General features: G+C 72.9%; 25 protein-coding genes. 14 read left to right on the top strand and 11 right to left on the bottom strand.

Going from position 1 to position 25,510, the window contains the following annotated elements; translation table 11 throughout:
- Positions 1-42: 42 nt before the first annotated feature.
- From ACZ7JA_RS04245 to ACZ7JA_RS04235, 3 genes are all read right to left on the bottom strand, one after another.
- Positions 43-1,299 (bottom strand): DUF2637 domain-containing protein, encoded by a 1,257-nt coding sequence (locus tag ACZ7JA_RS04245; RefSeq protein ID WP_351667534.1) that lies wholly within the window; start codon positions 1,297-1,299, stop codon positions 43-45.
- A gap of 99 nt (positions 1,300-1,398) precedes the next feature.
- Positions 1,399-2,301, bottom strand: a complete 903-nt coding sequence (locus ACZ7JA_RS04240; protein ID WP_351667536.1) for a DUF3558 family protein — start codon at positions 2,299-2,301, stop codon at positions 1,399-1,401.
- A gap of 128 nt (positions 2,302-2,429) precedes the next feature.
- The gene (locus tag ACZ7JA_RS04235) at positions 2,430-3,254 is read right to left on the bottom strand and encodes a DUF3558 domain-containing protein (RefSeq protein ID WP_404024682.1); all 825 of its coding nucleotides are present in this window, start codon (positions 3,252-3,254) and stop codon (positions 2,430-2,432) included.
- 227 nt (positions 3,255-3,481) lie between these two features.
- Between ACZ7JA_RS04235 and ACZ7JA_RS04230 the strand changes: the two genes are divergently transcribed.
- Positions 3,482-4,675 carry an RtcB family protein gene (locus ACZ7JA_RS04230; protein WP_351667540.1) on the top strand — a complete coding sequence of 398 codons (1,194 nt, stop codon included), beginning with the start codon at positions 3,482-3,484 and terminating at the stop codon, positions 4,673-4,675.
- Between the two features lie 43 nt (positions 4,676-4,718).
- On the opposite strand, the gene ACZ7JA_RS04225 is transcribed toward ACZ7JA_RS04230, so the two are convergent.
- The 5 genes from ACZ7JA_RS04225 to ACZ7JA_RS04205 form a co-directional block, all read right to left on the bottom strand.
- Positions 4,719-5,552 carry an LAGLIDADG family homing endonuclease gene (locus ACZ7JA_RS04225; RefSeq protein WP_470807090.1) on the bottom strand — a complete coding sequence of 278 codons (834 nt, stop codon included), beginning with the start codon at positions 5,550-5,552 and terminating at the stop codon, positions 4,719-4,721.
- 223 nt (positions 5,553-5,775) lie between these two features.
- Positions 5,776-7,398, bottom strand: coding sequence for an alpha/beta hydrolase (locus tag ACZ7JA_RS04220; protein ID WP_470807088.1), 1,623 nt, complete (start codon positions 7,396-7,398; stop codon positions 5,776-5,778).
- Between the two features lie 158 nt (positions 7,399-7,556).
- The gene (locus ACZ7JA_RS04215; protein ID WP_351667546.1) at positions 7,557-7,703 is read right to left on the bottom strand and encodes a hypothetical protein; all 147 of its coding nucleotides are present in this window, start codon (positions 7,701-7,703) and stop codon (positions 7,557-7,559) included.
- A complete protein-coding gene (locus ACZ7JA_RS04210; protein WP_351667548.1) occupies positions 7,703-8,479 on the bottom strand; it encodes an SDR family NAD(P)-dependent oxidoreductase in 777 nt (258 codons plus the stop codon). The genes ACZ7JA_RS04215 and ACZ7JA_RS04210 overlap by 1 nt, the downstream gene beginning before the upstream one ends.
- Before the next feature lie 52 nt (positions 8,480-8,531).
- Positions 8,532-8,870 (bottom strand): YnfA family protein, encoded by a 339-nt coding sequence (locus ACZ7JA_RS04205; RefSeq protein WP_351667550.1) that lies wholly within the window; start codon positions 8,868-8,870, stop codon positions 8,532-8,534.
- 115 nt (positions 8,871-8,985) lie between these two features.
- Between ACZ7JA_RS04205 and ACZ7JA_RS04200 the strand changes: the two genes are divergently transcribed.
- The 7 genes from ACZ7JA_RS04200 to ACZ7JA_RS04170 all read left to right on the top strand — a co-directional run bounded on the left by ACZ7JA_RS04200 (position 8,986) and on the right by ACZ7JA_RS04170 (position 14,907).
- A complete protein-coding gene (locus ACZ7JA_RS04200; RefSeq protein ID WP_351667552.1) occupies positions 8,986-9,456 on the top strand; it encodes a hypothetical protein in 471 nt (156 codons plus the stop codon).
- 182 nt (positions 9,457-9,638) lie between these two features.
- Positions 9,639-10,118, top strand: a complete 480-nt coding sequence (locus ACZ7JA_RS04195; protein ID WP_351667554.1) for a MarR family transcriptional regulator — start codon at positions 9,639-9,641, stop codon at positions 10,116-10,118.
- 93 nt (positions 10,119-10,211) lie between these two features.
- Positions 10,212-11,297 (top strand): LLM class flavin-dependent oxidoreductase, encoded by a 1,086-nt coding sequence (locus ACZ7JA_RS04190; RefSeq protein ID WP_389305211.1) that lies wholly within the window; start codon positions 10,212-10,214, stop codon positions 11,295-11,297.
- 8 nt (positions 11,298-11,305) lie between these two features.
- On the top strand, positions 11,306-11,902 hold the full coding sequence (locus ACZ7JA_RS04185; RefSeq protein WP_389305406.1) for a CE1759 family FMN reductase: 597 nt from the start codon (positions 11,306-11,308) through the stop codon (positions 11,900-11,902).
- Positions 11,903-11,999: 97 nt separating this feature from the next.
- Positions 12,000-12,734 (top strand): response regulator transcription factor, encoded by a 735-nt coding sequence (locus ACZ7JA_RS04180; protein ID WP_351667560.1) that lies wholly within the window; start codon positions 12,000-12,002, stop codon positions 12,732-12,734.
- Complete coding sequence (locus ACZ7JA_RS04175) at positions 12,734-14,167, top strand: sensor histidine kinase (RefSeq protein WP_351667562.1); 1,434 nt, start codon at positions 12,734-12,736, stop codon at positions 14,165-14,167. The genes ACZ7JA_RS04180 and ACZ7JA_RS04175 overlap by 1 nt, the downstream gene beginning before the upstream one ends.
- Positions 14,168-14,340: 173 nt before the next feature.
- Positions 14,341-14,907 carry a GNAT family N-acetyltransferase gene (locus tag ACZ7JA_RS04170; protein WP_470807082.1) on the top strand — a complete coding sequence of 189 codons (567 nt, stop codon included), beginning with the start codon at positions 14,341-14,343 and terminating at the stop codon, positions 14,905-14,907.
- Here ACZ7JA_RS04170 and ACZ7JA_RS04165 read toward each other — a convergent pair.
- The 3 genes from ACZ7JA_RS04165 to ACZ7JA_RS04155 all read right to left on the bottom strand — a co-directional run bounded on the left by ACZ7JA_RS04165 (position 14,891) and on the right by ACZ7JA_RS04155 (position 17,670).
- Positions 14,891-16,669, bottom strand: coding sequence for a phosphatidylglycerol lysyltransferase domain-containing protein (locus ACZ7JA_RS04165; RefSeq protein WP_470807080.1), 1,779 nt, complete (start codon positions 16,667-16,669; stop codon positions 14,891-14,893). The two genes, ACZ7JA_RS04170 and ACZ7JA_RS04165, sit on opposite strands and share 17 nt — an antisense overlap.
- 98 nt (positions 16,670-16,767) lie before the next feature.
- Positions 16,768-17,049 carry a hypothetical protein gene (locus tag ACZ7JA_RS04160; protein ID WP_351667568.1) on the bottom strand — a complete coding sequence of 94 codons (282 nt, stop codon included), beginning with the start codon at positions 17,047-17,049 and terminating at the stop codon, positions 16,768-16,770.
- Between the two features lie 135 nt (positions 17,050-17,184).
- Positions 17,185-17,670, bottom strand: coding sequence for a hypothetical protein (locus ACZ7JA_RS04155; RefSeq protein WP_351667570.1), 486 nt, complete (start codon positions 17,668-17,670; stop codon positions 17,185-17,187).
- A 215-nt stretch (positions 17,671-17,885) separates the two neighbouring features.
- On the opposite strand from ACZ7JA_RS04155, the gene ACZ7JA_RS04150 reads away from it, so the two are divergent.
- The 6 genes from ACZ7JA_RS04150 to ACZ7JA_RS04125 all read left to right on the top strand — a co-directional run bounded on the left by ACZ7JA_RS04150 (position 17,886) and on the right by ACZ7JA_RS04125 (position 25,483).
- Positions 17,886-19,319: a chloride channel protein gene (locus ACZ7JA_RS04150; RefSeq protein ID WP_470807078.1), complete on the top strand. Its 1,434-nt coding sequence runs from the start codon at positions 17,886-17,888 to the stop codon at positions 19,317-19,319.
- On the top strand, positions 19,316-20,281 hold the full coding sequence (locus ACZ7JA_RS04145; protein WP_470807076.1) for a cyclase family protein: 966 nt from the start codon (positions 19,316-19,318) through the stop codon (positions 20,279-20,281). The genes ACZ7JA_RS04150 and ACZ7JA_RS04145 overlap by 4 nt, the downstream gene beginning before the upstream one ends.
- Before the next feature lie 112 nt (positions 20,282-20,393).
- Positions 20,394-21,974: a GMC oxidoreductase gene (locus ACZ7JA_RS04140; protein WP_389445732.1), complete on the top strand. Its 1,581-nt coding sequence runs from the start codon at positions 20,394-20,396 to the stop codon at positions 21,972-21,974.
- Positions 21,975-22,148: 174 nt separating this feature from the next.
- Positions 22,149-22,988, top strand: coding sequence for an SDR family oxidoreductase (locus ACZ7JA_RS04135; RefSeq protein WP_470807074.1), 840 nt, complete (start codon positions 22,149-22,151; stop codon positions 22,986-22,988).
- 36 nt (positions 22,989-23,024) lie between these two features.
- Entirely contained in the window at positions 23,025-24,446 is a 1,422-nt protein-coding gene (locus ACZ7JA_RS04130) for a cytochrome ubiquinol oxidase subunit I (protein WP_470807072.1), read from the top strand.
- Complete coding sequence (locus ACZ7JA_RS04125; protein ID WP_389445739.1) at positions 24,443-25,483, top strand: cytochrome d ubiquinol oxidase subunit II; 1,041 nt, start codon at positions 24,443-24,445, stop codon at positions 25,481-25,483. Before ACZ7JA_RS04130 ends, ACZ7JA_RS04125 begins: the two co-directional genes overlap by 4 nt.
- Positions 25,484-25,510 lie beyond the last annotated feature (27 nt).

Genomic DNA, 25,510 nt, shown 5'->3' with positions numbered 1-25,510 from the left:
CGTGCGATCGCGTGCGACCGCCTGCGTCCTCGTGCGCCGCCGCTAGGCGATGTGGTCCTCCTCCATCTCCGCCGTGTGGCGCTGCTGGAAGCGTTCCGCGAGCTCCTTCAGGGTGCTGGGGCTCAGCGTGTTGCCGTACGTCGCCTCGATGTTGTCACCGAGCACGCGGGGCGTCGGGTAGCTGCCGTCGATCGACTGGCGGAAGACCTGGTAGTACGCGTCCTCGTCCGGCTCCGGGGGGCCGCCGCCCTCGCCCAGCTCGCGGGTGCGGTTGGGACCCACCGGAATCGGGAAGCTGCCGGTCTCCTCGGGGGAGGGCTGCTGGAACTGCTCCACCGGCTGCTCGTCGTACCAGCCCTCGTACTCCTCCTCCGGGACGTACTGGGGGTCCGGGACGGGGTTGTACGCCGGGTCGTAGCCGCCGTGGTAGTCCACCTCGCGCGGAGTGTGGAACCAGGGGCTCTCCTCGTCCACGGGCGGCTCGGCGCCCCGCTGCCCGGCGGGCGCCGCCTGCTGCGGGACCACCGCCTGCTGCGGGACGGGCGCCGTCGCGGCGGCCGGGCCGCCCGCGGCCGCCGTGGCCCCGGGAGCGGTCAGCTGCGGCTGCGGCTGCGGAGCCGGCGGCAGCAGCAGCGGTTCGATGCCCGCCGCCGCCAGGCCCGCCGGGGCCGTCTCCGCGAGGGGGACGCCGTAACGGGCCAGCCGCAGCGGCATCAGGGACTCGACCGGGGCCTTGCGGCGCCAGGCCCGGCCGAAGCGGGAACGCAGCCGCGCCTGGTAGACCAGGCGCTCCTGCTCCAGCTTGATCACCTGGTCGTAGGAGCGCAGCTCCCACAGCTTCATTCGGCGCCACAGCAGGAACGTGGGCAGCGGGGAGAGCAGCCAGCGCGTGATGCGGACGCCCTCCATGTGCTTGTCCGCCGTGATGTCCGCGATCCGGCCGATGGCGTGCCGGGCCGCCTCCACGGCGACCACGAACAGCACCGGGATCACCGCGTGCATGCCCGTGCCCAGCGGGTCCGGCCAGGCGGCGGCGCCGTTGAACGCGATCGTCGCCGCCGTCAGCAGCCACGCCGTCTGGCGCAGCAGCGGGAAGGGGATGCGGATCCAGGTCAGCAGCAGGTCCAGGGCGAGCAGGACGCAGATGCCCGCGTCGATGCCGATCGGGAACACGTAGGAGAAGTTCCCGAAGCCCTTCTTGAGGGCCAGTTCACGGACTGCCGCGTAGGAACCGGCGAAGCCGATGCCGGCGATGATCAGCGCGCCGGAGACGACCACGCCGATGAGTATGCGGTGCATCCGAGTCAGCTGCATTGGCGCGGCCACTCGTCATCCCCTCCCATTGCGTGTTGTTGCGCGCAACAGAGTGGCACACGTGTGCGGCGCACGTGACCCGGGTCAGTCCTTCTTCGCGGCCGACTTGGACGGAGAAGCGCTGGATGAGGGCGACTTGGACGCCTGCTTCGACGGGGACTTCGAGGCGGACCCGGACGGGGACGCGCTCCCGCCCGCCGACGCGCCGGAACCGGAACCCCCGTTGTTGGCCGACGAGACGGACGCGACCGCCTCCTTGACGGCCTTCTGCGCGTCCTTCGCCAGGTCGTCCGCGCTCGGCGTCTTCTCGCCCGCCAGACCGGCGCCGTTGTAGTCGAGCGTGACGACGACGTTCTCGACCCGGGCGACCACCGTCTGCTGCTTGAAGGTGCCTTCCTTCTTCTTCAGGTCGTAGCGCACCAGCGTCGCCTCGGCGCCCGTCCCGGAGACCGGCTCCGTCCTGGTGTTCTTCGCACCGGAGACGCTCTTGGCGTCCTCCACCTGGTGCGTGAGGTAGGCGTGGGCCTGGTCGTCGCCGGAGCCGCGGGCGGCGTCGGAGTCGAACCGCAGCATCGAGACGTTCAGCCAGCGGAACTGCGAGCCCTTGACCCCGTTGTTGTCCAGGCTGTTCCACGAGCAGGAGGAGCGGGTGGCGGTGTCGTCGCTGCTGCCCTCCTTGCCCGCCTTGGCGCCCTTCGGCACCAGATCGGTCAGCGTCTTCTTCGACAGCACCGAGCACGCCTCGGGCAGCTTGCGGTACGCGGCGGCCCGCACGGTCGGGGACGCGCTCGCGGACGGCTTCGCCGAACCGCTGCCCGCGGTCGGCCGCGCGCTCTCGCCGCCCTTGTCCGCGGAATCGCCGGAGTCGGAGGAGCAGGCGGCGGTGATCAGCACCGCGGGAACGGCCGCCGCGCAGACAAGGGCGCGGCGCAGACGCTTGGCTCGCTGGTCATGGGCACGGTCGTTTCGCTGAGCTGCTCGCTGCATGGTTCCTTCACTCGTGACACTCGGTGTTCGTGCGGGTTCCTGCGGGGCCCCACGGTACGCGGTGAGACAGCTGTGCGGATTCCCTTCACGCGCTTTGCGGGGGACGCCGCGGCAGCCCGCGGAAGCCGTCATCCGCCCAGCGCGTCGGCCAGTTGAGAAGCCAGTTTCCGGGCCCTGTCCTGCAGTTCCCTGCTGTCGGGAACCGCTCCCGTCGCCATCGGCTGCTCCTCGTACTCGATGGTGACGACGACGTTGGACGTGCGGAACACCACAGTCACGGTCCGCTGTTCGGCCGTCGAGCCGGAGGTGGCGAGCTGGTCGTCCAGATACGCCTCGTCACCGAGATCGGCCAGCACCCGGGGCTGCAGTTCGGCCGACGGGGCGCCGGCGGCGCCGGCGGAGGACTCCGTGGCGGAGCCGGACGGGGACTGCGAGGCGGACGGGGAGGCGTCGTCGTCCGCGCTCGCCGTGGGGGTGGGGGTGGCGGAGGCGGGGGCGCTCGGCTCGGGCAGGTCGGCGGCCGTCTCCTGTTCCAGGAACAGCTTCTGCGCCTGGTCGTCGTCGCTGACCGCGTTGTCGTACGACACCACGCGCTCGAAGTCGACCGCGAGCCGGTCGGTGGCGGCGCCGGACGACGCCTTCCAACGGCAGCCCACCCTGCGGTCGGTGTTGTAGGTGAGCGCCGCCTCGCCCTGGTAGGCCTTCTCCCGCTGGTCCGGGTCGGTGATCTGCCCGATGCCCGGCAGCATCGTGTCGAGGGCGTCGTGGTCCACCGCCCCGCAGGCCTCGGGAAGGCTGCGGTACTTGCCGGGCTGGGCGGCGGGCGTGGCCGTGCCGGCGGTGCCCGGGTTGGCGTTGTCGGTGGGGCCCTCGTCCCCGGAACCGCTCGTGCAGCCGGCCAGCAGCGCCACGAGGAGGGCGGCGGTGCCGGTCACATACGCCTTCCGCTGCACGGTCGGGCTCCTCTCGACGGTCTTCGCTCGCTGGGTGATCCGCTGGACGGTCCGGGGTCCCCGCTGGTTAATCGCTTGCCGCCGCGGGGCGCTCCCTGGAGACAATGTGTACCGCACGCACTGCCGTGAACGACGGTCCCCTGTCCCTTTTCATAGACCTTGTCGCCGCTTTTGCGTTTTGCTGCTCCTAAGCCTTTTGTTGTTGTTTCCGGGGGAATGAGGAACTCATGTCGTACGTCGAGATGCCGGGCGCGAAGGTGCCGATCCGGATGTGGACCGACCCCGCGACGGTGGAGGACGTGGCCCTGCGCCAGCTCCAGAACGTCGCCACCCTGCCGTGGATCAAGGGCCTGGCCGTGATGCCGGACGTCCACTACGGCAAGGGCGCGACCGTCGGCTCGGTCATCGCGATGCGGGGCGCGGTCTGCCCGGCCGCGGTGGGCGTGGACATCGGGTGCGGCATGTCGGCCGTACGGACCTCCCTGACCGCGAACGACCTGCCGGGCGACCTGTCCCGCCTGCGCTCGAAGATCGAGCAGGCGATTCCGGTGGGACGGGGCATGCACGACGAGCCGGTGGAGCCGGGGGACTTCCATGGACTTGCCACCGCGGGCTGGGACGAGTTCTGGGGACGGTTCGAAGGGATCGCGGAGGCGGTGCGCTTCCGGCAGGAGCGAGCGGTCAAGCAGATGGGAACGCTTGGCGGAGGCAACCACTATGTCGAACTTCTGCTCGATTCGGACGGTGTCGTCTGGCTGACGCTCCACTCCGGCTCCCGCAACATCGGCAAGGAACTCGCCGAGCACCACATCGGCGTGGCCCAGCGGCTGTCGCACAACCAGGGCCTGGTCGACCGGGACCTCGCCGTCTTCGTCTCGGACACCCCGCAGATGGCGGCGTACCGCAACGACCTGTTCTGGGCGCAGGAGTACGCGAAGTACAACCGCACGCTGATGATGGCGCTCCTGAAGGACGTGGTCCGCAGGGAGTTCAAGAAGGCGAAGCCGGTCTTCGAGCCGGAGATCTCCTGCCACCACAACTACGTGGCGGAGGAGCGGTACGAGGGCATGGACCTGCTGGTCACCCGCAAGGGAGCGATCCGGGCCGGCTCCGGCGAGTACGGGATCATCCCGGGATCGATGGGCACCAGTTCGTACATCGTTGAAGGCCTCGGCAACGAGCAGGCCTTCAACTCCGCCTCGCACGGGGCCGGCAGGCGTATGAGCCGCAATGCCGCCAAGCGGCATTTCACCTTGGGGGATCTGGAGGCGCAGACGAAGGGCGTGGAGTGCCGTAAGGATTCCGGCGTGCTGGACGAGATTCCGGGTGCCTACAAGAACATCGACCAGGTGATGGAGCAGCAGCGCGACCTTGTCCGAGTCGTCGCGAAGCTCAAGCAGTTCCTGTGCGTGAAGGGCTGACACGAGAGCCGCCCCCGGCGGATGCCGGGGGCGTTCACAGGGCTCACTGATCGATCGGTCCGGAGGCTCGGCCTGTGCGGAGGCGCCAGAGGCGGAGGCCGCAACTCCTGGACGTCCTGCCGAGTACCTCGGCGGCCGTCCTGGGGTCGCCGAGTTCCAGCAGAAGCCGGTCCTCGCGCTCGGTCCAGCGACGCCGTGTAGCCGCCCTCCTCATGTCTGCGGGACGCGCCCAGGCCGCGAGCGCTCCGGCGGCTGTGCGTTTGCGCTCCAGGGCTGGGCAGTCGGGGTAGTAGAGGTCGGCGGCCAGGCGCTGAGCGGCCTCCATCGTGTACAGAATGTTGTAGATGCCGTCGCGAGTGTTGCGTTTGAGGCTGCGCTCGGCCCCGGTGACGTCCCTGCCGTGGTCGCGAATGAAGGACGCTACGGCACTGCTGGCTGTGGCCAGCGAAACGAACGGAAGTCCCTTGCTCGTAAAGCCGACTGAGCCGTCTGCGTCGATCAGGCCGCGTAGATAGTCACGGTGGGAGAACTTGCCCCTCGGGGGAGCGATCGTCCTCGACTTGCGCCCATACGGCAGGCCCAGTTCGTTGATGGTGGTTCTGGCTTCCAGGGAACAGACCGTCCAGACCACCGAGGTGTGAGTAGCGGCGAAGTTGGTGGAACGGGTCCGTTCGGAGATGTTGCTGTAGTACGGCGTGAGCTTTTGGAACCCGCGGAGCAGGCCGACATCCCGAACGCAGAGTTCAACGGTCAGTCTGCCCTTTTGCCCGAGGCCTTGGGACAGATGTCCGTCCGCCTGCAAGAACCCGAACATGTGGGCATATTCGGGTGTCGTCAGATCCATAAACCCCTGCATGCTGGGCTTCAACTCGGCCACGGCCCCCCGACTTCCGTCCCGCTCGGACTCTTGGTTGCGCTGCATCCCTGACGAGCGCCCCGTGATTGATCGTGCGGCGCGAGCCTAGATCGGATGTTCGTGGGGCGATCGGGGGAGCGAGCCGATTCCCCCGAGCGAGTGAGTGTGCACCTTCGTCCGGGGCAGCACCTCGCCCCCTGTTCGAAAGGGCCGCCCGGATATCGACACGGCCACTGACGCCCGCTCAGGAGCGGTGTCGGGCCAGTGCTCCGCCGCCGGTGGCGATGCTGCCTACCGGGGTGGGGGCGGGGAACGGGGCTGTGTCCTGGTGGCAGGTGGTGCCGGGTGGGGGGAGGGTGCCGTCGATCAGGTAGCGGCTCTCGTATCGGGCGACGCATGCGCTGGGGTTGATCAGCGCGGTGTGGCCGTAGCCGTCGAGGGTGAGCAGCCGGGCGTCGGCCAGTTCGCCGGCCAGGGCGCGCGCGCCCGCGTAGGGGGTGGCGGGGTCGTGGCGGGTGCCGACCAGCAGCAGCGGGGCCGTCGGGCGGTTCCAGGGGCCGCTGTAGCGGTCGGCCGCGACGGCGGGCCAGGCGAAGCAGCCGACGGCGGCCCAGGTCCAGACGCGTCCGGCGTCGCCCGCCCGGGCGGCCGCCTGCTCCTCCAGCGCGGGATAGGCGCCGGGGGTGCGCGGGTTGGGGCTCTCGCCGCAGAGCACCGCGGCGGCCTGCTCGTCGCCGAGGTACGGATCGGGGTGCGGGACCGGCGGCGCGGCCGGGCGCTGTGCCTGCTCCGGGGCGCGGCCCTGCCAGAGGCGCTGGAGGGCGCGGGCGACGTCGGTCCATCCGGGGTCGACGACGTAGAGGCCGCTCACCACCTGCGCGGCGGTGCGGCCGTAGGTCCAGTCGCCCACGGGGTGCGTGCGCAGCCGACGCATCAGTTCGTCGAACTTCTCCCGGGTGGCCCGGGCGTCGCCCGCCGAGAAGGCGCAGCGGGCGGTGGTGGTGCTGCCGCACAGGGTGAGGAACCGTTCCAGCACCTCCGCCGCGCTGCGGTCCGAACCGAGCCGCAGGAACGTCGTGAGCGGGGCGTCGCCGAGGGCGCCGTCCGCGTACGCCCGTGCGTCCACGTTGCTGTCGAGGGTCATGGCGCGGACCCTGCCGGGGAAGAGGTTGGCGTAGGTGGCGCCCAGGAACGTGCCGTAGGAGATGCCGAAGTAGGTCAGCCGCGGGTCGCCCACCGCCTGCCGCAGCAGGTCCAGGTCACGGGCGGAGTCGGCGGTGGACACGTGGCGCAGCAGTTCGGGGTCGCGGCGCTCGCAGCGCCGGGCCAGGTCGCGGTAGGCGGCGAAGGTGTCCGCCTGCTGCTTCGCGCCCACCGGGATGCCGGCCGGTTTGGTCCCCGTCCACGCGGTGGCCTCCTGAGGGGTGGCGAAGCAGTCGACGGCGGTGCTGCTGCCGATGCCGCGCGGGTCCCAGCTCACGATGTCGAACCGCTCCCGCACCTCGCGCGGGAAGAACGGGTAGAGCTGCGGCATCTGCACGGTGCCGGGGCCGCCGGGTCCGCCCGGGTTGAAGAACAGGGTGCCGACGCGCCGGCCGGGGCCGGTGGCCCGGTGCCGGACGACGGCCAGGCCGACGGTGCGGCCGCCGGGGTCGTCGTGGTCCAGCGGCACCGTCGCGGTCGCGCAGTCGAACGGGCCGCCCGGGACGCAGGGGCGCCAGTCCAGGCGCGGTACGGGCGCCGTGGGGGCCGGCGGTCCGCCCGCCGTCGCGTGGTCCGTTCCGGTCAGGATGGTCGAACAGGCCATCATCACCGCGACGGCCGCGGTCCAGCACCCGCGCCCCGATATGACCCCGGCCTTGCCCATGCCGTTCTCCCTTCGCGGCCGGGCGTCCGGTGCCGCCCACGCGGCGGACTCCGGGCGCCGGCGGCCGTCCGGACCACGACATCGCGGGGCACGGGTGTGGGCCAGCCGGACGCGTCCGAATGGCGGAACCCGGAGCGGTGAGGATAGGGAGGCGCGGGCTACTTCGCGTGGCGCACGGCGTAGATCATGACGAACGCCACGAAGTGGATGCCGAAGAGGAAGTAGGCGAGGAAGTACCAGACCTGGCGTTCGTTCCTCGTCTCCTCGGCCAGCCGGCGCTTCTCCAGCGAGTCCTGGTCGGGCATCACGACTCCCGGTGCACCTTGGTGTTGGAGGCCTGGGCGCGCGGGCGCAGCACGAGGAGGTCGACGTTGACGTGGCTGGGGCGGGTGACCGCCCAGGCGATCGTCTCCGCCACGTCGTCGGCGGTGAGGGGTTCGGCCACGCCCTCGTAGACCTTCGCGGCCCGGTCGGCGTCGCCGCCGAAGCGGGTCAGGGCGAACTCCTCCGTCTTCACCATGCCGGGCGCGATCTCCACGACGCGGACCGGCTTGCCGACGATCTCCAGGCGGAGGGTCTCGGCGAGGACGTGGGCGCCGTGCTTGGCGGCGACGTAGCCCGCGCCGCCCTCGTAGGTGCCGTGGCCGGCGGTGGAGGAGACGACGACCACCACTCCGTCGCCGCTCGCCTCCAGCCTGGGCAGCAGCGCCTGGGTGACGTTGAGGGTGCCGATGACGTTGGTCTCGTACATCGTGCGCCAGTCGGCCGGGTCGCCGCTGGCCACCGGGTCGGCGCCGAGGGCGCCGCCGGCGTTGTTGACCAGCACGCCGATCGTCCGGAAGGCCGAGGCGAACTCGTCGACGGCCGCGCGGTCGGTGACGTCGAGCTGGTAGGCGGCCGCCGAGTGGCCGGCCGTGTTCAGCTCCTCGGCCAGCGCCTCGATGCGGTCCTTGCGCCGGGCGGTGAGGACGACGCGGTAGCCGGCCCGGGCGAGCTGCCGGGCCGTGGCGGCGCCGATGCCGCTGCTCGCACCGGTGACGACGGCGATGCGGGAGGCGGCGGACGGGGCTGCGGTGGCCATGGGCTGCTCCTGGGACTGCGTCGGGTCGGTTCGGTCCAGCCTAAGTGAGCCCTCAGGCGCCGTTCCGGGGCGCCCACATGATGACCGCCATGCCGGCCAGGCAGATCAGGGCGCCGGCGATGTCCCAGCGGTCGGGGCGGTAGCCGTCGGCGACGACGCCCCACAGCAGGGAGCCGGCCACGAAGATCCCGCCGTAGGCGGCGAGGATGCGGCCGAAGTGGGCGTCGGGCTGGAAGGTGGCGACGAACCCGTAGGCGCCGAGGGCGAGGACCCCGCCGGTGATCCAGAGCCAGCCGCGGTGTTCGCGGACCCCCTGCCAGACCAGCCAGGCGCCGCCGATCTCGAAGAGGGCGGCGACGACGAAGAGGGCGGCGGAGCGGAGGACCGGCATGCGGGCAGCTTCGCACGCGGGCGCGGTGTCACCTGTTGGAGGGCGCCTGCCGGACGGATTGGCGTGGCATACATCCGTACGGCGGACACGGACGGCGAGCGCGAGGTGGGACGGCATGCGGACGAGGTCGTGGGTGCTGGGTGCGTGCGGCGCCCTGCTGGTGGCCGGGGGCGGGGCCGGGCCGGCCGGGGCGGTTCCGGTGCCCGAGGCCGATCTGGCGCTGCACGGGAGCGCGGTCATGACCGGGGACCGGGTGGAGGTCGCCCTCACCCCGCGCAACGACGGGCCCGCCGCGGCGCCCGACGCGAGCGTGCTGCTGCGCTGGTCGGTGCCGCTGGCGGAGGTACAGCGGCTGCCCCAGGGGTGTGCGCGAACGGACGAGCGGACGGTGGTGTGCGGGATCGGCGCGCTGGCGCCGGACGCGGTGGGGGAGCGGCTCACGGTGGCGGTGCTGCTCAAGGAGCACCCGACCGAGGTGACGCTGGAGGTGGACACCGCCTGGCTCGGCGGCGCCGTCGACCGGGACCGCACGAACGACCGGCTGAAGGTGCTGGTCCTCGACACCGGGGACGCGTACGCCTTCTGATCCAGGGGACGCGTACGCCCTCTGATCCCGGGGAGGCGTACGCCTTGTGACGCCCGGGGACGCGTACGCCCTCCGGCACTGGGGGGCGTCCGTCCTTCGGCGTCGGCGAGGCGTTCGCCCGCCGGGCGTCCGGGGCCGTGGTCGTACGATCACTGCACGACGCGGACGAAGGGGAGTGCGGCATGGCCGGGAAGGGGACGGGGCGGTCCGGGCTGCTGGCGGAGCTGTCCGTGGTGTCCCGGCGGTACATGGCGTCCTACGCCCTGTTCAACCAGGCCGTGGCCGACCGGATCGGGCTGCACCCGACCGATCTGCAGTGCCTGAACCTGCTCACGCTCGAGGAGGCGCCGGTCACCACGGGCCGGGTGGCGGAGCTGACCGGGCTGACCACGGGGTCGGCGACGCGGCTGGTGGACCGCCTGGAGCGGGCGGGCTACGTCGTGCGGCGGCGGGACGAGGTGGACCGGCGGCGGGTCCTGGTGGCGACCGTGCCGGAGCGGATCGCCGAGTTCGGGCGGCTGTGGGACTCACTAGCCGGTGACTGGTTCTCCCTCTTCGACGAGCTGGACGACACCGAGCTCGCGGTGATCGTGCGGCACATGGAGCGCACCGTGGACTTCGGCCGTGAGCAGGTCGCCCGGCTGCGCGCGCGGCGCGGCTGAGCCGGCCGGGCGGCCGCGGGGGCGGGGGAATAGCGGCGGGTCGGGGACGGTTCCAGGGCTATAGTTGAACGGTCAACAACCTGGAGGGTGGCCATGCAGTTCGGGATCTTCACCGTCGGCGACGTCACGCCGGACCCCACCACGGGGCGGACGCCGACCGAGCGCGAGCGGATCAAGGCCATGGTCGCCATCGCGCTCAAGGCCGAGGAGGTCGGCCTCGACGTCTTCGCCACCGGCGAGCACCACAACCCGCCCTTCGTGCCGTCGTCCCCGACGACGATGCTCGGCTACATAGCCGCGCGGACCGAGCGGCTCGTCCTCTCCACCTCCACCACCCTGATCACCACCAACGACCCGGTGAAGATCGCGGAGGACTTCGCGATGCTCCAGCACCTGGCCGACGGGCGCGTGGACCTGATGATGGGGCGCGGCAACACCGGACCGGTGTACCCGTGGTTCGGCAAGGACATCCGGCAGGGCATCGACCTCGCCATCGAGAACTACGCCCTGCTGCACCGGCTCTGGCGCCAGGACGTCGTCGACTGGGAGGGCAAGTTCCGCACCCCGCTGCAGGGCTTCACCTCCACGCCGCGGCCCCTGGACGGCGTGGCGCCGTTCGTCTGGCACGGCTCGATCCGCTCGCCTGAGATCGCCGAGCAGGCGGCCTACTACGGCGACGGCTTCTTCCACAACAACATCTTCTGGCCCGCGGACCACACCAAGCGGATGGTCGAGCTGTACCGCAAGCGGTACGCCCACTACGGGCACGGCACCCCCGAGCAGGCGATCGTCGGCCTCGGCGGCCAGGTGTTCATGCGCCGCAACTCGCAGGAGGCGGTGCGGGAGTTCCGGCCGTACTTCGACAACGCGCCGGTGTACGGGCACGGCCCGTCGCTGGAGGACTTCACCGAGCAGACCCCGCTGACGGTGGGCTCGCCGCAGCAGGTGATCGAGAAGACGCTGTCGTTCCGCGAGTACGCCGGTGACTACCAGCGCCAGCTCTTCCTGATGGACCACGCGGGACTGCCGCTGAAGACGGTCCTGGAGCAGCTCGACATGCTGGGCGAGGAGGTCGTGCCCGTGCTGCGCGAGGAGTTCGCGAAGGGGCGCCCGGCGGACGTGCCCGAGGCGCCGACCCACCAGTCCCTGCTGACCGCGAAGGAGGCGGCAACGGTATGAGCGATCACCTGAAGCTCGTCGTCGTGTCGGCGGGACTGGGCGTGCCCTCCTCCACCCGGCTGCTGGCCGACCGGCTGGCCGCCGCGGTGGACCGGCGGAGGCCGGTGGACGTCCAGGTCGTCGAGGTGCGGGACCTCGCGGTCGAGATCGCGCACAACTTCACCAACGGGTTCGCCGGCAAGGCCCTGGCCGCCGCCCAGGAGGCGGTGGCGGGGGCCGACGGGCTGATCGTCGTCACGCCGGTGTTCAGCGCCTCGTACAGCGGGCTGTTCAAGTCCTTCTTCGACGTGCTGGACAAGGACGCGCTGACCGGCAAGCCGGTGCTGATCGCCGCCACCGGGGGCACCGGCCGGCACTCCCTGGTGCTGGAGCACGCGCTGCGGCCGCTGTTCGCGTACCTGCGGGCCGTGGTGGCGCCCACCGGCGTCTACGCCGCCTCGGAGGACTGGGGGGCCGAGGGGCTGGCCGAGCGGATCGAGCGGGCGGCGGGGGAGCTGGCCGGGCTCATGGCGGGCCTGTCCGCCGCCGGGACGGCGTCCGTGGCCGCGCCGCGGGTCGTGCCGTTCGAGGAACAGCTCGCGCGGCTCGGCGCCGCCGGCGCCTGACGCGGCCCGCCGCTGTGACGGTGAGAGCGCGGTAAAAAGGGTGATCGTCGGCCTGCGGGCCCGGCGGAACCGCCCGGGGCCTTGGCAGACTGGGGACGTGCCCCAGACTGTGCTGCTCGCCGAAGACGACCGTGCCATCCGTCATGCCCTCGAGCGTGCCCTGACGCTCGAGGGCTACGAGGTGACGGCCGTCGCCGACGGGGTCGAGGCGCTGGCCCAGGCGCACCGGACCCCGCCGGACGTCCTGGTGCTGGACGTGATGATGCCGGGCATCGACGGGCTCCAGGTCTGCCGGGTGCTGCGGGCCGAGGGCGACAGCACCCCGATCCTCATGCTCACCGCCCTGGTGGAGACCGCCGACCGCATCGCCGGCCTGGACGCCGGCGCCGACGACTACGTGGTGAAGCCCTTCGACGTGGAGGAGGTCTTCGCCCGGCTGCGGGCGCTGCTGCGCCGCACCAGCCCGGTGCCGGCGGGCGGGGCCGGCGCGCCGCCCGCCGGTGACGGCGGCCGGGACGCGCAGGCCTCCGACCGGCAGGTGGGCGCCGCGAACATCCGGATGGACCTGCAGGCCCGCCGCGCCTGGCGGGGCGGCCGCGAGCTGGAGCTGACCCGCACCGAGTTCGAGCTGCTGGAACTGCTGGTCCGCAACGCCGGGATCGTGCTCGACCACTCCACGATCTACGACCGGATCTGGGGCTACGACTTCGGCCCCGGCTCCAAGAACCTCGCCGTCTACGTCGGCTACCTGCGCCGCAAGCTGGACGAGCCCGGCGCCCCGCAGCTGATCCACACCGTGCGGGGCGTGGGTTACGTGCTGCGGGAGGACTAGTGGGGCGCGGCCGGCGGCCCGGCGCCGGGCCCCGGCCCCGGCTGGTCTCCCTGCGGACCACCTTCGCGGTGTCCTTCGCGGCCGTCACCGCCGCCGTGACCATCCTCGTCGGCATCCTGTCCTACAGCTCCGCCGCCCGGCTGGTCCGGGTCGACCAGCAGTCGGTGTTCACGCAGGTGGTGTCCGACGTGCGGGACGAGGTGCGGCAGCACGAGATGGTCCCCGAGGACTTCTCCTCCTCCCGGCCCGGCCACGACCTGGTCCGGCCGGCCCGCACCGATGTGCAGGTGCTGGGCGCGCGGGGCGAGATCGTCGACCACGGCAGCCCGGTGCTGCCGGTCACCGCCCGGGACCGGACCGTGTCCGGGGCGCGGACGGCCGGCCGGGTGGTCGAGCACAAGGACGTCCGGGTCGGCGAGGACCTGTTCCGCATCGCCACGGTCTCGCTCGGCGACGGCAAGGGCGCGGTGCAGGTCGCCCAGGAGTTCAGCGACACCGAGGACCTGCTGCGGGCGCTGCAGCAGCGGACGCTGATCCTGATGTCGGCGGTCGTGGTCGCCGCGGGCCTGTTCGGCTGGTGGCTGGCCCGCCGGATCACCCGGCGCCTGATCATCCTCACCTCCGCCGCCGAGGACGTGGCCCGCACCCGCCGGCTGGGCATCCAGGTGCCCGTGACCGGACTGGACGAGGTGGGCCGGCTCGGCCGCGCCTTCGACCGCATGCTGGGCCGCCTCGCCCAGTCCGAGGAGGACCAGCGGCGGCTGGTCCAGGACGCGGGGCACGAGCTGCGGACGCCGCTCACCTCGCTGCGCACGAACATCTCGCTGCTGCGCAGGATCGACGAGCTGCCGCCCGACAGCCGGGAGGAGCTGGTCGCCGACCTCACCCAGGAGGCCCGGGAGCTGACCGACCTGGTCAACGAGCTGGTGGACCTCGCGGCCGGGCAGTCCGACAGCGAGCCGCCGCAGCAGGTGGACCTCGCCGACATCGCCGAGGACGTGCTGGGGCTGGCCAAGCGCCGTACCGGCCGGGAGATCGTGCTGCGCGCGAGCGGTGACACGCGCACCGACGGGCGGCCCGGGATGCTCCAGCGGGCGCTGTCCAACCTGGTCGAGAACGCGGCCAAGTTCGACCGGGGCGGCCAGGAGCCGATCGAGATCGCCGTGACCGGTCCGGCGCGCCCGGGAACGGTCCGGGTCGAGGTGCTCGACCGGGGGCCCGGCATCGCCGAGGGCGACCTCATCCGCATCTTCGACCGCTTCTACCGGGCCGCCGACGCGCGCTCCCTGCCGGGCTCGGGCCTGGGCCTGTCCATCGTCCGCGAGGTCGCCATGGCCCACGGCGGGGCGCCCTTCGCCTACCGGCGGGAGGGCGGCGGAGCGGTCATCGGGTTCACCGTCGGGGGCGGGATCGTGGCCGACGGGAGCGCCTGAGGCGCCCTGGGCGCGGGGGACGCCGGTCGCGCACGGCGCGCGAGTGCGTGTGCCCGCGTGAGGTGACCGGGGTGGTCCGGGCGTCGGTGCCCACCGCGCTGCGGGCGGCGGGGATGCGGTGAGCGCGGCGTACGCCCGGCCCGCTGCCGGGGGCGCGCGATAGGTTGCCGGCCATGCCCCGACTCCCGTACGCGGCCTGGCCGCCCGCTCCGATCAGGACCGAGCGGCTCGTGCTCCGCACGCCCGAGGCCCGGGACCGTCCGGCGTTCGTCGAGCTGTTCGCGTCGCCGGAGGTGGGCGCCTTCACCGGCGGCGCGCAGCCGCGTGACGAGCTGGAACGCCGGATGCCCGAGACGCCCCAGCGGCGCCCCGGCCGCTTCGTGGTCGAGCTCGACGGAGCGATGATCGGCATGGTCGAGCTCAAACCGCACGACGCGGCAGGTTCGGCCCACGCCCGTCCGGACGTCGGGGAGACCGAGATGGGCTACCTGTTCCTGCCGCGGGCCTGGGGACGCGGGTACGCCGCCGAGGCGTGCGCGGCGGCGCTCGGCTGGTTCGCCGGCGTGCTTCCCGGCACGCCGGTGGTGGTCGCCACCCAGACCGCCAACGACCGCTCGATGCGCCTCGCGGCGAGGCTCGGGTTCACCGAGGTGCAGCGGTTCGAGGAGTGGGGGGCCGAGCAGTGGCTGGGCGTGTGGTCCCCGGACGTGGGGCCGGCCGGCGCTACGACCGGCCCCTGAGCACCGGCAGGGTCAGGAAGCCCTCCGCGCGGGCGCTGGCCAGGCCGATACGGGGGATGTCGCTGCTCTTGGCGAACAGCAGGAAGCGGGGTTCCCACAGCGGGCGGTACTTGGCGTTGGCGCGGTAGAGGGACTCGATCTGCCACCAGCGGGAGAAGAAGGTGAGGACCGAGCGCCACAGGCGCAGCACCGGTCCGGCGCCGAGGCGAGAGCCGCGTTCGAAGACCGAGCGGAACATGGCGAAGTTCAGGGACACCCGCTGGACGCCCGACTCCTCGGCGCGCAGCAGCAGTTCCACCACCATGAACTCCATCAGGCCGTTCTCGCAGCCGCGGTCCCGGCGCATCAGGTCCAGCGACAGGCCGTGCTCGCCCCAGGGGACGAAGCTGAGCAGCGCCCGGGGGACGCCGTCCGCGTCCCGGCACTCCAGCATCACGCAGCGGCCGTCGCCGGGGTCGCCGAGCCGGCCCAGGGCCATGGAGAAGCCGCGCTCGGTGGCGCCGTCGCGCCAGTGGTCGGCGCGGTCGACGAGGAGGGCCATCTCGTCCTCGGGGATGTCCTCGTGGCGGCGGACGCGGACGGTGTAACCGGCCCGGCGGACCCGCTTGTGGGCCTGGCGGACCGCCCGCATGGCGCGGCCCTCCAGGGTGAAGTCGGCCAGCTCGACGATCGCCTCGTCACCCAGTTCGAGGGCGTCCATGCCGTGCCGCGAGTAGACGGTGCCGGCGTCCTCGCTGGCGCCCATGACGGCCGGCGTCCAGGCGTGCCGGCGGGCCTCGGCGAGCCAGGCGTCGATGGCGCCGGGCCAGGCCTCGGGGTCGCCGATGGGGTCGCCGGAGGCGAGGCTGACCCCGCCGACGACGCGGTAGGTGACGGCCGCCTTGCCGCTCGGCGAGAAGATGGCCGCCTTGTCCCGGCGCAGCGCGAAGTAGCCGAGGGAGTCGCGCTCGCCGTGGCCGGCGAGCAGTGCGCGCAGCCGCCGCTCGTCCTCCTCGCCGAGCAGGCACGCCCCGCGCGGGGCGCGGAAGCAGGCGTAGAGGACGAGGAGGAAGGTCGCCGCCATCAGCACGTTGACGGTCATGTCCGCCCAGCGGGGGGCGTCCACGGTGTCCACGCGGTCGGCGAGCGGGCCGACGCTGATGCCGCGCAGCAGGGTGTAGGAGATCTCCTCCTTGAGGGTGGCGCCGGGGATCCGGTTCGTCTCGCGCACCAGCAGCGTGCCCAGCGTGGCGCTGACCAGGGCGCCGCCGGCGCCGACGGCGAGGGCGAGGCGCGGGTTGGAGCGGTCGCCGATGGCGTCGAACTCGCGCCGGCCGAGCAGCAGGGCGGCCACGAACAGGCCGGTCAGGGCGGCGGAGAGCCAGTTGAAGAGGTGCTCGCGGTAGGGGGCGCGGGTGAGCGCGAGGACGTAGAGGCCGAAGAGCGGTCCGGCCAGGAGCAGGTTGAAGACCCAGGCGGCTCGTTTGCGGCGGCGCATCACCACGGCGAGGAAGAGGGCGAGGAACGCTGAGACCAGGCCGGCGGTGGCCAGGTAGGGCGTGAAGAACGACCCGACGTTGTGCTCGTGCACCTCCTCGCGGAAGGGCAGGGAGAGCACCGCGAGGATGTTGAGCGCGGCCTGCAGCCGCAGGTACCAGACGGTGGCCGCCGCCGCGCGCCTGCGCAGCAGGCCGTCGCCGGCCGGCGGGGTGGGCGCGCCGGGGCGGGGCGCGTACTGGGCGGGAGCCGGTGGGGAGACCAGGCTCGGCTGTCGTGCGGGCATGGTGACGGGCACCTTGGGGGAGGGGACGGGGCGAGCCCGACCCTACAGCTCGTAGGGTAACGCGAGTGCAAAGGTGCGCACATGCGGTGCACAGGTTCTCATCCGGACTTGTCTACCCCGCGCCGGGCCACCGCCAGCGTCCAGGCCAGGTTGCCCACCGCGGCCCCGGCCGCCACCGCGGCGACGATCACCCCGCCGGTGGCCAGGCCGTCGCTGAACAGGTGCGGACGCCGGTCGAGGCTGTGCAGGCCGAAACCGCACAGCTCGTAGACGCCGACGGCGGCGACCACGAGGCTGACGACCAGCACCGTCAGCGTCGGGGCGAGTCGGTGTACGGCGATCCGCGCGGCCGGGACCGGCTCCGTGTGTGTGTCCCGCATGGTGTCCCCCCGATGAACAGACGTGTGACCGTGGACGCTCGGGCATCCACGATATGGCCGGGAACGCCGCCACCGTCGCACCAGGCGTGCCGGCCCCGTCCCGTCGGTGCGGGTCCGGGCGGGGTGCGGGCGGTGTCAGTAGCGCACCGCCGCGTTGACGGTCGCGTGCACGTCGCCGGTCAGCTTGCGGTGGCTCTGCGCGGTGGCGTCGCCGGTGGCGCCGGCCGCCACGTCCTTGACCGTCACCACGGTGACGTCCAGCAGATTGCCGTGCGCGTCGGCGAAGTTGACCTGGACGGCGAAGGACTTGGCCGAGGACGCCGTGTTCCTGGCGCTCACCTTGACGGTGGCCTTGCCGTCGCTTCCCGTCGCCGTGGTGCCGAGCGTGACGTCGTCCTTCGCCTTCACCCCGTTCTTGACCCCGTCGAGTTTCTGCTTGGCCTCCGCCGAGGCCGAGGCCAGCGCGTCGCCGCCCTTGGAGGCGAGCGAGGAGGCCGCCGAGGCCGCCTTGCTGGCGGCGCCGGACGTGTCGCCGCCGGTGTCGGAGCAGCCCGCCGCCGCGGCCGCGACGGCCCCGGCGAGGACCAGGCCCGCCGCTCCCCTTGTCCATCTGCCGGTCATGGCCGCCTCCAGAGGATTCCCGAAACGGGCTGTCCTCCCAGTGAAGGGGCCGTCGTCGCGGACTGCATCCCGAACGGGGCCCCGAGGCCCGTGGCGCGGCGACGTTGGGAGTGCGGGGCCTGCGGGCGGATGCTGCAATGGCTGGAGGGAGGGGGCGCTGCCGGGCACGGGTCCGTGAGCGCGACATCCCCGGCCGACACGGGAGGAACGGTGCCGTGACGCCGCCGCCGGACACGTCCGCCGCCCCCGCCGCCGGCACCCAGCCGGAAGAGGCCGACCGGCTGCGCGAGTTGCTGCGTTCCCGCCCGTACCAGAAGGCGCTGGTGCTGTCGGCCGCCGTCGGCGTCCCGGTCTCGCTGGCCGCCTTCTTCTTCCTCGCCGGACTCCACGAACTCGAACACCTGCTGTGGGCCGAGCTGCCCGCCGGGTTCGGCTGGAGCGTCCCCCCGTGGTGGTGGCCGCTGCCCCTGCTGACGGTCGCCGGACTGGTCGTCGGCCTCGTCGTCACTCGTCTGCCGGGCGCCGGCGGACACATCCCCGCCGGCGGCCTGCACACGGCGGGGATGGCACCGGCCGCCCTTCCCGGGGTGATCCTCGCGGCCGCGGCGAGCCTGCCGCTCGGCGCCACCCTCGGCCCCGAGGCCCCGCTGATCGCGCTCGGCGGCGGCCTCGCGCTGTGGTTCCGGAACCTGGCCCGGGCCCCGGGCACCCCGCAGAGCACGGCCCTGCTCGGCGCGGCCGGCGCCGCCGCCGCCCTGGCCACGATCTTCGGCAACCCGCTGATCGCCGCCGTCATCCTGATCGAGGTGGCCGGGGTGGGCGGCCCGCAGCTCTTCGCGGTCATGCTGCCCGCGCTGCTCTCCAGCGGGATCGGGTCGCTGGTGTTCACCGGTTTCGGCCGCTGGACCGGCTTCGCCACCGGCTCCCTCTCGGTGAAGGTGGGCGTCCCCTTCCCCCGGCTCGACGCGGGGGACGTGATCTGGTCGGTGCTGATGGCCGTCGCCGTGGCCGTCGCCGTCCACCTGACGCTGTCCACCGGCCGGCGGGCCGCGGTCTTCGTCGCAGCGGGCCGGCCGGTCGTCCACACCACGCTGTGCGCCCTCGCCGCCGGCGTGTGCGCCGCCGTGTACGCGCTGACCGTGCACCGGTCCCCGGGCGACGTGGCCTCGTCCGGTCAGGCCGTCCTGGCCCGGCTGGCCGCCGACCCGTACGCCTGGGGCGCCGGCGCCCTGGTCGCCGTGCTGCTGTGCAAGGGCCTCGCCTACGCGCTGTGCCTGGGCAGCCTGCGCGGCGGGCCCATCTTCCCCTCGCTGTTCCTCGGCGCGGCGGCGGGCGTCCTGCTCGCCCCGCTGCCCGGCCTCGGCGTCGTGCCCGGCATGGCGGCGGGCATGGCGGCCGCGTCGGCGGCCGCGCTGCGGCTGCCGGTCAGCAGCGTGCTCCTGGTCGTCCTGGTGCTCGGCAGCGCCGCGATGATCCCCGTGGTGATCCTCGCCGCCGTCGTCGCCTTCGTGACCGTCGAGCTGCTGCCGCCCGGCCGCCCCGTGCCTCCGGTGGGCAGGCCGGCCGGTCCGCCCGCCGCCCGGCCCGCCGCCACCTGGGACGACGGCGCGGAGCACGGCGCCGGGCCGAAGCGGAGGACCACGCGATGACCTCGGAGGAACCGGCCGCCCCCGCGCCCCCGGCGACCCCGGGCACCCTGACCGACGAGGCCTTCCGGGACCTGTACCGCTCCCTGCGGCAGCAGGCCGCGGAGGCGGCGGGGCGGGGCCGGGGCGCGCTGGACCGGCTCACCCCCGAGCGGGTGGCGGCGGCCGCCGCCGGGGTGCGGTCCGGACGCACCGTGTCGCTGGCCGCGCCCGTCGAGACCGCGACCGCCCCGGACAGCCCCGAGCCCGCCACCCACCGGATGACCGCGCCGGGCCGGCGGGAGCGCGACGAACCCGGACTGCACTTCGCCCGCGACCGGTTCGCCATGAACGTGCACGGCGACGTCGACAGCCACCTCGACGCGCTGTGCCACGTGATCTTCGACGGGGAGCTGTACGGCGGCGTCCCGGCGAGCACCGTGACTCCGGACGGCGCCGGGGCGCTCACCCTGGACCTGGTGCGCGACGGCCTGGTCGGCCGCGGTGTCCTGCTGGACATCCCGCGCCTGCGCGGCGTGCCGTGGCTGGAGCCGGGCGAACAGGTCACGGCCGAGGACCTGGCCGCGGCCGAGGCCGCCCAGGCGGTGCGGGCCGGGCCGGGCGACGTGCTGCTGGTCCGGGTCGGTCACCGGCTGCGCCGCCGCGACCTCGGCGCCTGGGACGTGACCCGGGCCAGGGCGGGACTGCACCCGCGGGCCATGAGCTTCCTGGCCGAGCGGCAGGTGTCCGTCCTGGGCTCGGACGGCAACAGCGACGCGGCGCCCAGCGCGGTGGCCTCGGTCCCCTTCCCCGTGCACGTCCTCGCCGTCAACGCCATGGGGCTGCACCTGCTCGACTGGCTCGACCTGGAGGAACTGGCCACGGCGTGCGAGGAGAGGGGCCGCCGGGACTTCCTGTGCGTGGTCGCCCCGCTCCGGCTCCCCGCGGCCACCGGTTCACCGGTGAACCCGATCGCCGTGCTCTGACCGGACGGCCGGCGCGCGTCCGCTCCGGGTGCCGCCTTCCCTCCTGGCGCGTACGTTCGAAGAGGCGGAGCCCGCAACGGCCGCGGACCGGAAGACGAGGACGGTGGTTGCCGTGGACGGCCAGAACTCCTACGACGTCATCGTCATCGGCACCGGTGCCGGCGGCGGCACGATCGCCCACCGGCTCGCCCCCTCGGGCAAACGCGTGCTGATCCTCGAACGCGGCGACTACCTGCGGCGCGAGCGCGACAACTGGGACTCCACGGCCGTCTTCGTCAAGGCCAAGTACCGGGCCCCGGAGTTCTGGCTCGACCGGCACGGCGACGAGTTCCCGCCCGAGGTCAACTACTACGTCGGCGGCAACACCAAGTTCTACGGCGCCGCCCTGTTCCGGCTGCGCACGGAGGACTTCGGCGAGCTGCGCCACCACGACGGCGTCTCGCCCGCCTGGCCCCTCGGTTACGACGACCTGGAGCCGTACTACACCCAGGCCGAGCACCTCTATCTGGTGCACGGCCGGCACGGCGAGGACCCCTTCGAAGGGCCGAGCAGCGCCCAGTACGCCTACCCGCCGGTCGAACACGAGCCGCGCATCGAGCAGTTGAGCCACGATCTGGAGAAGCAGGGGCTGCACCCCTTCCACCTGCCGATCGGGGTGAACCTCACCCAGGACGAGTACGGCCGCGCCACGCACGGCAGCGCCTGCATCCGCTGCGACCGGGTGGACGGCTTCCCCTGCCTGGTGCGCGGCAAGTCCGACGCCCAGGTGATCTGTGTTGAGCCGGCCCTCGCCCATCCCAACGTCGCGATGGTCACCAACGCCCGGGTGACCAGGCTCGAGACGAGCCCCGACGGGCGCAGCGTCACCACCGTCGTCGCCCGGCTGCCCGGCGAGGAGGAGGCCCGGTTCTCGGCCGACGTGGTGGTCGTGGCCTGCGGGGCCGTCAACTCCGCCGCCCTGCTGCTCGCCTCGGCGAACGACCGGCACCCGCGCGGCCTGGCGAACAGCTCGGACGTGGTCGGCCGGTACTACATGCGCCACAACAACCTGGCCCTGATGGCGATCTCCAAGGAGCCCAACGACACCCGGTTCCAGAAGACCCTCGCGCTGCACGACTGGTACCTGGGCGCGGACGACTTCGAGTTCCCGCTGGGCGGGATCCAGATGCTCGGCAAGTCGGACGCCGAGCAGATCCACGGTCAGGCCCCGCGCTGGGCCGGGGCGGTGTCCCCGGACATGCCCTTCGAGGTGCTGGCCCACCACGCCGTCGACTTCTGGCTGTGCGGCGAGGACCTCCCGCAGCCGGACAACCGGGTCACCCTGGAGAGCGACGGCCAAATCCGGCTCACCCTCGACGAGTCCAACAACGTGGCCGGCCTGAAGCACCTGCGGCACAAGCTGCAGCACATGCTCGGCCGGCTCGGTATGCACGAGCACAAGCTGCTGTCCCGCAGCATCTACCTGCACAAGGGCATGCCGATCGGGGCCACCGCCCACCAGGCGGGCACGGTGCGCTTCGGCACCGACCCGGCGTCCTCGGCGCTGGACCTGAACTGCAGGGCCCACGACCTGGACAACCTGTACGTCGTCGACACGAGCTTCTTCCCGAGCATCGGCGCCGTCAACCCGTCCCTGACGGCCATGGCGAACGCCCTCCGGGTGGGCGACCACCTGCTGGAGCGGCTGGGCTGACCTACCCGAACCCGCCGGCCGAGTCGGGCGTCCGACCGGGCGAAGATCCTCGGCCGCGCAGCGCAACGCGGTCCGTCCCGGCGTGCCGGCCGGGCGCACCGGTGCTTGGCTGACGGGGAATCCCCGGGCTCACGGCCCGGCCGGTCCGGGCACGCAGGCAAGGAGCAGGGCATCGTGAGTTCCACCGAGGGCGCACCGCGGGGTGTGATCCCCGCACATCTGCTGAAGGGCCAGAAGGCGCTGGTCACCGGCGCGAACTCCGGGATCGGCAGGGCGACGGCCGTCGCCATGGGCCGGGCCGGGGCCGACGTCGTGGTGAACTACGTGGCCGGCCGCGAGGAGGCCGAGCAGGTGGTGGAGGAGATCACCGCCTTCGGGGTCAAGGCCGCCGCGTACGAGGCGGACGTCTCCAAGGAGGACCAGGTCGTCGCCATGGTCGACCGGATGGTCCAGGAGTTCGGCACGATCGACATCCTGGTCGCCAACGCGGGCCTGCAACGGGACGCCCACCTCACCGACATGACCCTCGCCCAGTGGCAGAAGGTCCTCGACGTCAACCTCACCGGGCAGTTCCTCTGCGCCCGCGAGGCGACCAGGGAGTTCCTGCGCCGCGGTGTGGTCCCCGAGGTGTCCCGGGCGGCCGGGAAGATCATCTGCATGAGCTCCGTGCACCAGCTCATCCCCTGGTCCGGGCACGTGAACTACGCCTCCTCCAAGGGCGGCGTGCAGATGATGATGGCGACCCTCGCGCAGGAGCTGGCCCCGAATAAGATCCGGGTGAACGCGGTCGCCCCGGGCGCCATCAAGACCCCCATCAACCGCGGCGCCTGGGAGACCCCGGAGGCCGAGCAGGACCTCCTGCGGCTGATCCCCTACAACCGGGTCGGCGACCCCGAGGACATCGCCAACGCCGTCGTGGGCCTCGCCTCCGACCTCATGGACTACGTCGTCGGGACCACGCTGTACGTCGACGGCGGTATGACCCTGTTCCCGGGCTTCGCCACCGGCGGCTGACCCGCACCACCCGCGTCGGCTTCCGGAAAGGCGCGCATGCACACGGTCCTGTCCCTGGCGGACGTGCCCCCGCAGACCCTCCCGGCCCGCTCGATGATGGCCTTCACGCTGGCCTCCCACATCATCCTGGTGCCGCTGGGCGTCGCACTCCCGCTGATCACGCTCATCATGCACGGCTACGGGCTGCGCCGGAACGACGAGACCGCGCTGCTGCTGGCCCGGCGCTGGTCGGCCGTCATGGCCGTCCAGTTCGCCATCGGCGTCGTCACCGGCACCGTGCTGTCCTTCGAGTTCGGGCTGCTCTGGCCGGGCATGCTCGGCCGGTGGGGCGACGTCTTCGGCATCGGGTTCGGCGTCGAGGCCTGGGCCTTCTTCCTGGAGGCCGTGCTCATCGCCGTCTACCTGTACGGCTGGCGCAGGCTGCCCTCCCGCACCCACTTCCTGCTCGGGCTGCCGCTGCCCTTCGTGGCCCTGCTCGGCGCCTTCGGCATCCTGGCCGCCAACTCCTGGATGAACACCCCGCGCGGCTTCACCCTCGACGCGGCCGGCGACCCCGTGGACGTGAGCGTCTGGAAGGCCGTCTTCACGCCCATGTTCGGGCCGCAGTACTGGCACTTCGTCGTCGCGATGTTCGTGACGGCCGGCTACGTGGTGGCCGGCGTCTACGCGACCGGCTGGCTGCGCGGCCGCCGGGACCGCTACCACCGGCTCGGCTTCACGATCCCCTTCACGGTCGCCGCCGTCTTCACGCCGGTGCAGTTCGTGCTCGGCGACTCCATCGCCCGGCAGGTCTTCCACAAGCAGCCGGTGAAGTTCGCCGCCATGGAGATCGTCTGGAACACCGACACGCACCAGGCGGAGTACCTCTACGGCCGGCTGCGCCCCGACGGCAGCGTCGCCGGCGGCATCCGCATCCCCCAGCTCGACTCGATCCTCGCCGGCTTCCGGCCGGACACGAAGGTCACCGGTCTCACCTCGGTGCCGGCCGCCGACCGGCCGACCCCCGCCGAGGCGACCATCGCCCACTTCGCCTTCGACACCATGGTCTTCATCGGCTCGCTGCTGATCCTGCTCGCCCTCTGGTACGCCCTCGTGTGGCTGCGCCGCCGCCGGCTGCCGGCCTCCCCGTGGTTCTACCGGGTCGCCGCGTGCGCCGGCGTGGCCTCCGTGGTCGCCGTCGAGTGCGGCTGGATCACCACGGAGGTGGGCCGCCAGCCGTGGATCGTGTACCAGAACATGCGCGTCGCCGAGGCGGTGACGTCGACCCGCGCCGGCGCCCTGTGGCTGATGTTCGCCCTGGTGATCGTCGTGTACGTCTTCGTCTTCGGATCGTTCCTGGTGGTCCTGCTGAAGATGCGCTCCCGCTGGCGGAAGCCGGACACCGCCGGCGGACCGCCGCCCCCGACGCCGGAGACCGACACGCCGTACGGGCCGCGCTCCGCCGGGAGGTTCCTGTGATCGCCGGGGTCATCGCCGTCGTCCTGCTGCTCGCCGTGGCGGCCTACGCCTGCGGCGGCGGCACCGACTACGGCGCCGGGTTCTGGGACCTGACGGCGGGCGGAGCCGAGCGCGGCGAGCGTCCGCGGCGGCTGATCGACCACGCGATGGCCCCCGTCTGGGAGGTCAACAACGTCTGGCTGATCTTCGTGCTGGTCATCATGTGGACGGGGTTCCCCGCCTTCTTCCAGCGGGTGTTCGTCTCGATGTGGCTGCCGCTGGCGCTGGCCGCCCTGGGGACCGTGCTGCGCGGCGCCGGTTTCGCCCTGCGCAAGCCGGTCCGCAGGCTGGCCGGACGGCGCCTGTACGGGGCCATGTTCGCCGTCGCCTCGCTCCTGACGCCGTTCTTCCTCGGCGCCGCCGCCGGGGGCGTCGCCTCGGGCCGGGTGACCTCGACGACCACCGCGTCGACGGACGCCTGGGCCAACCCCACCTCGCTGCTGTTCGGGCTGCTCGCCATCGCGGCCACGGCGTCGCTCGGCGCCGTCTTCCTCGCCGCCGACGCCCGGCGCTTCGCCGCGCCGGACCTGGACGGCTACTTCCGGCGGCGGGCCCTGGGCGCGCTGGCCGCCCTCGCCGTGCTCGCCGTGATCACCCTCGTCGTCACGCACGGGGACGCCCCGCACGTGTGGCACGGGCTCACGCACGGCGTCGGGCTCTTCTTCGTCGTCGTCGCGGCGGTGTGCACCGCGGCCACCGGCCTTCTGCTGACCCGCCCGTCCGGGGCCTGGTCGCGGGTGACCGCGGTCGCCGCGGTCGCCTCGGCCGTGCTCGCCTGGGGCATGGCGCAACGTCCCTACCTCGTACCGACCTCGCTGACCGTCGCCGAGGGCGCGGGCGCACACACCACGCTGCGCTGGCTGGGCCTCGTCATCCTCGTCGCCCTGGTGCTCGTGGTCCCCGCGGTCGCCCTGCTGTACTGGCTGGACACCCACGGCGAGCTGGAGGGCCTCACCGAGGCGGACCTGCGGAGCGCCGGCACCGGTGACGAGGCCTGATCCGGTGGCCGGTTCGCGGCCGGGGGC

The organism is Streptomyces sp. NPDC038135 (genome assembly GCF_055601245.1).
Note: the sequence above shows the minus strand (reverse complement) of the source record. Positions and strands in the feature narration are given on the sequence as shown.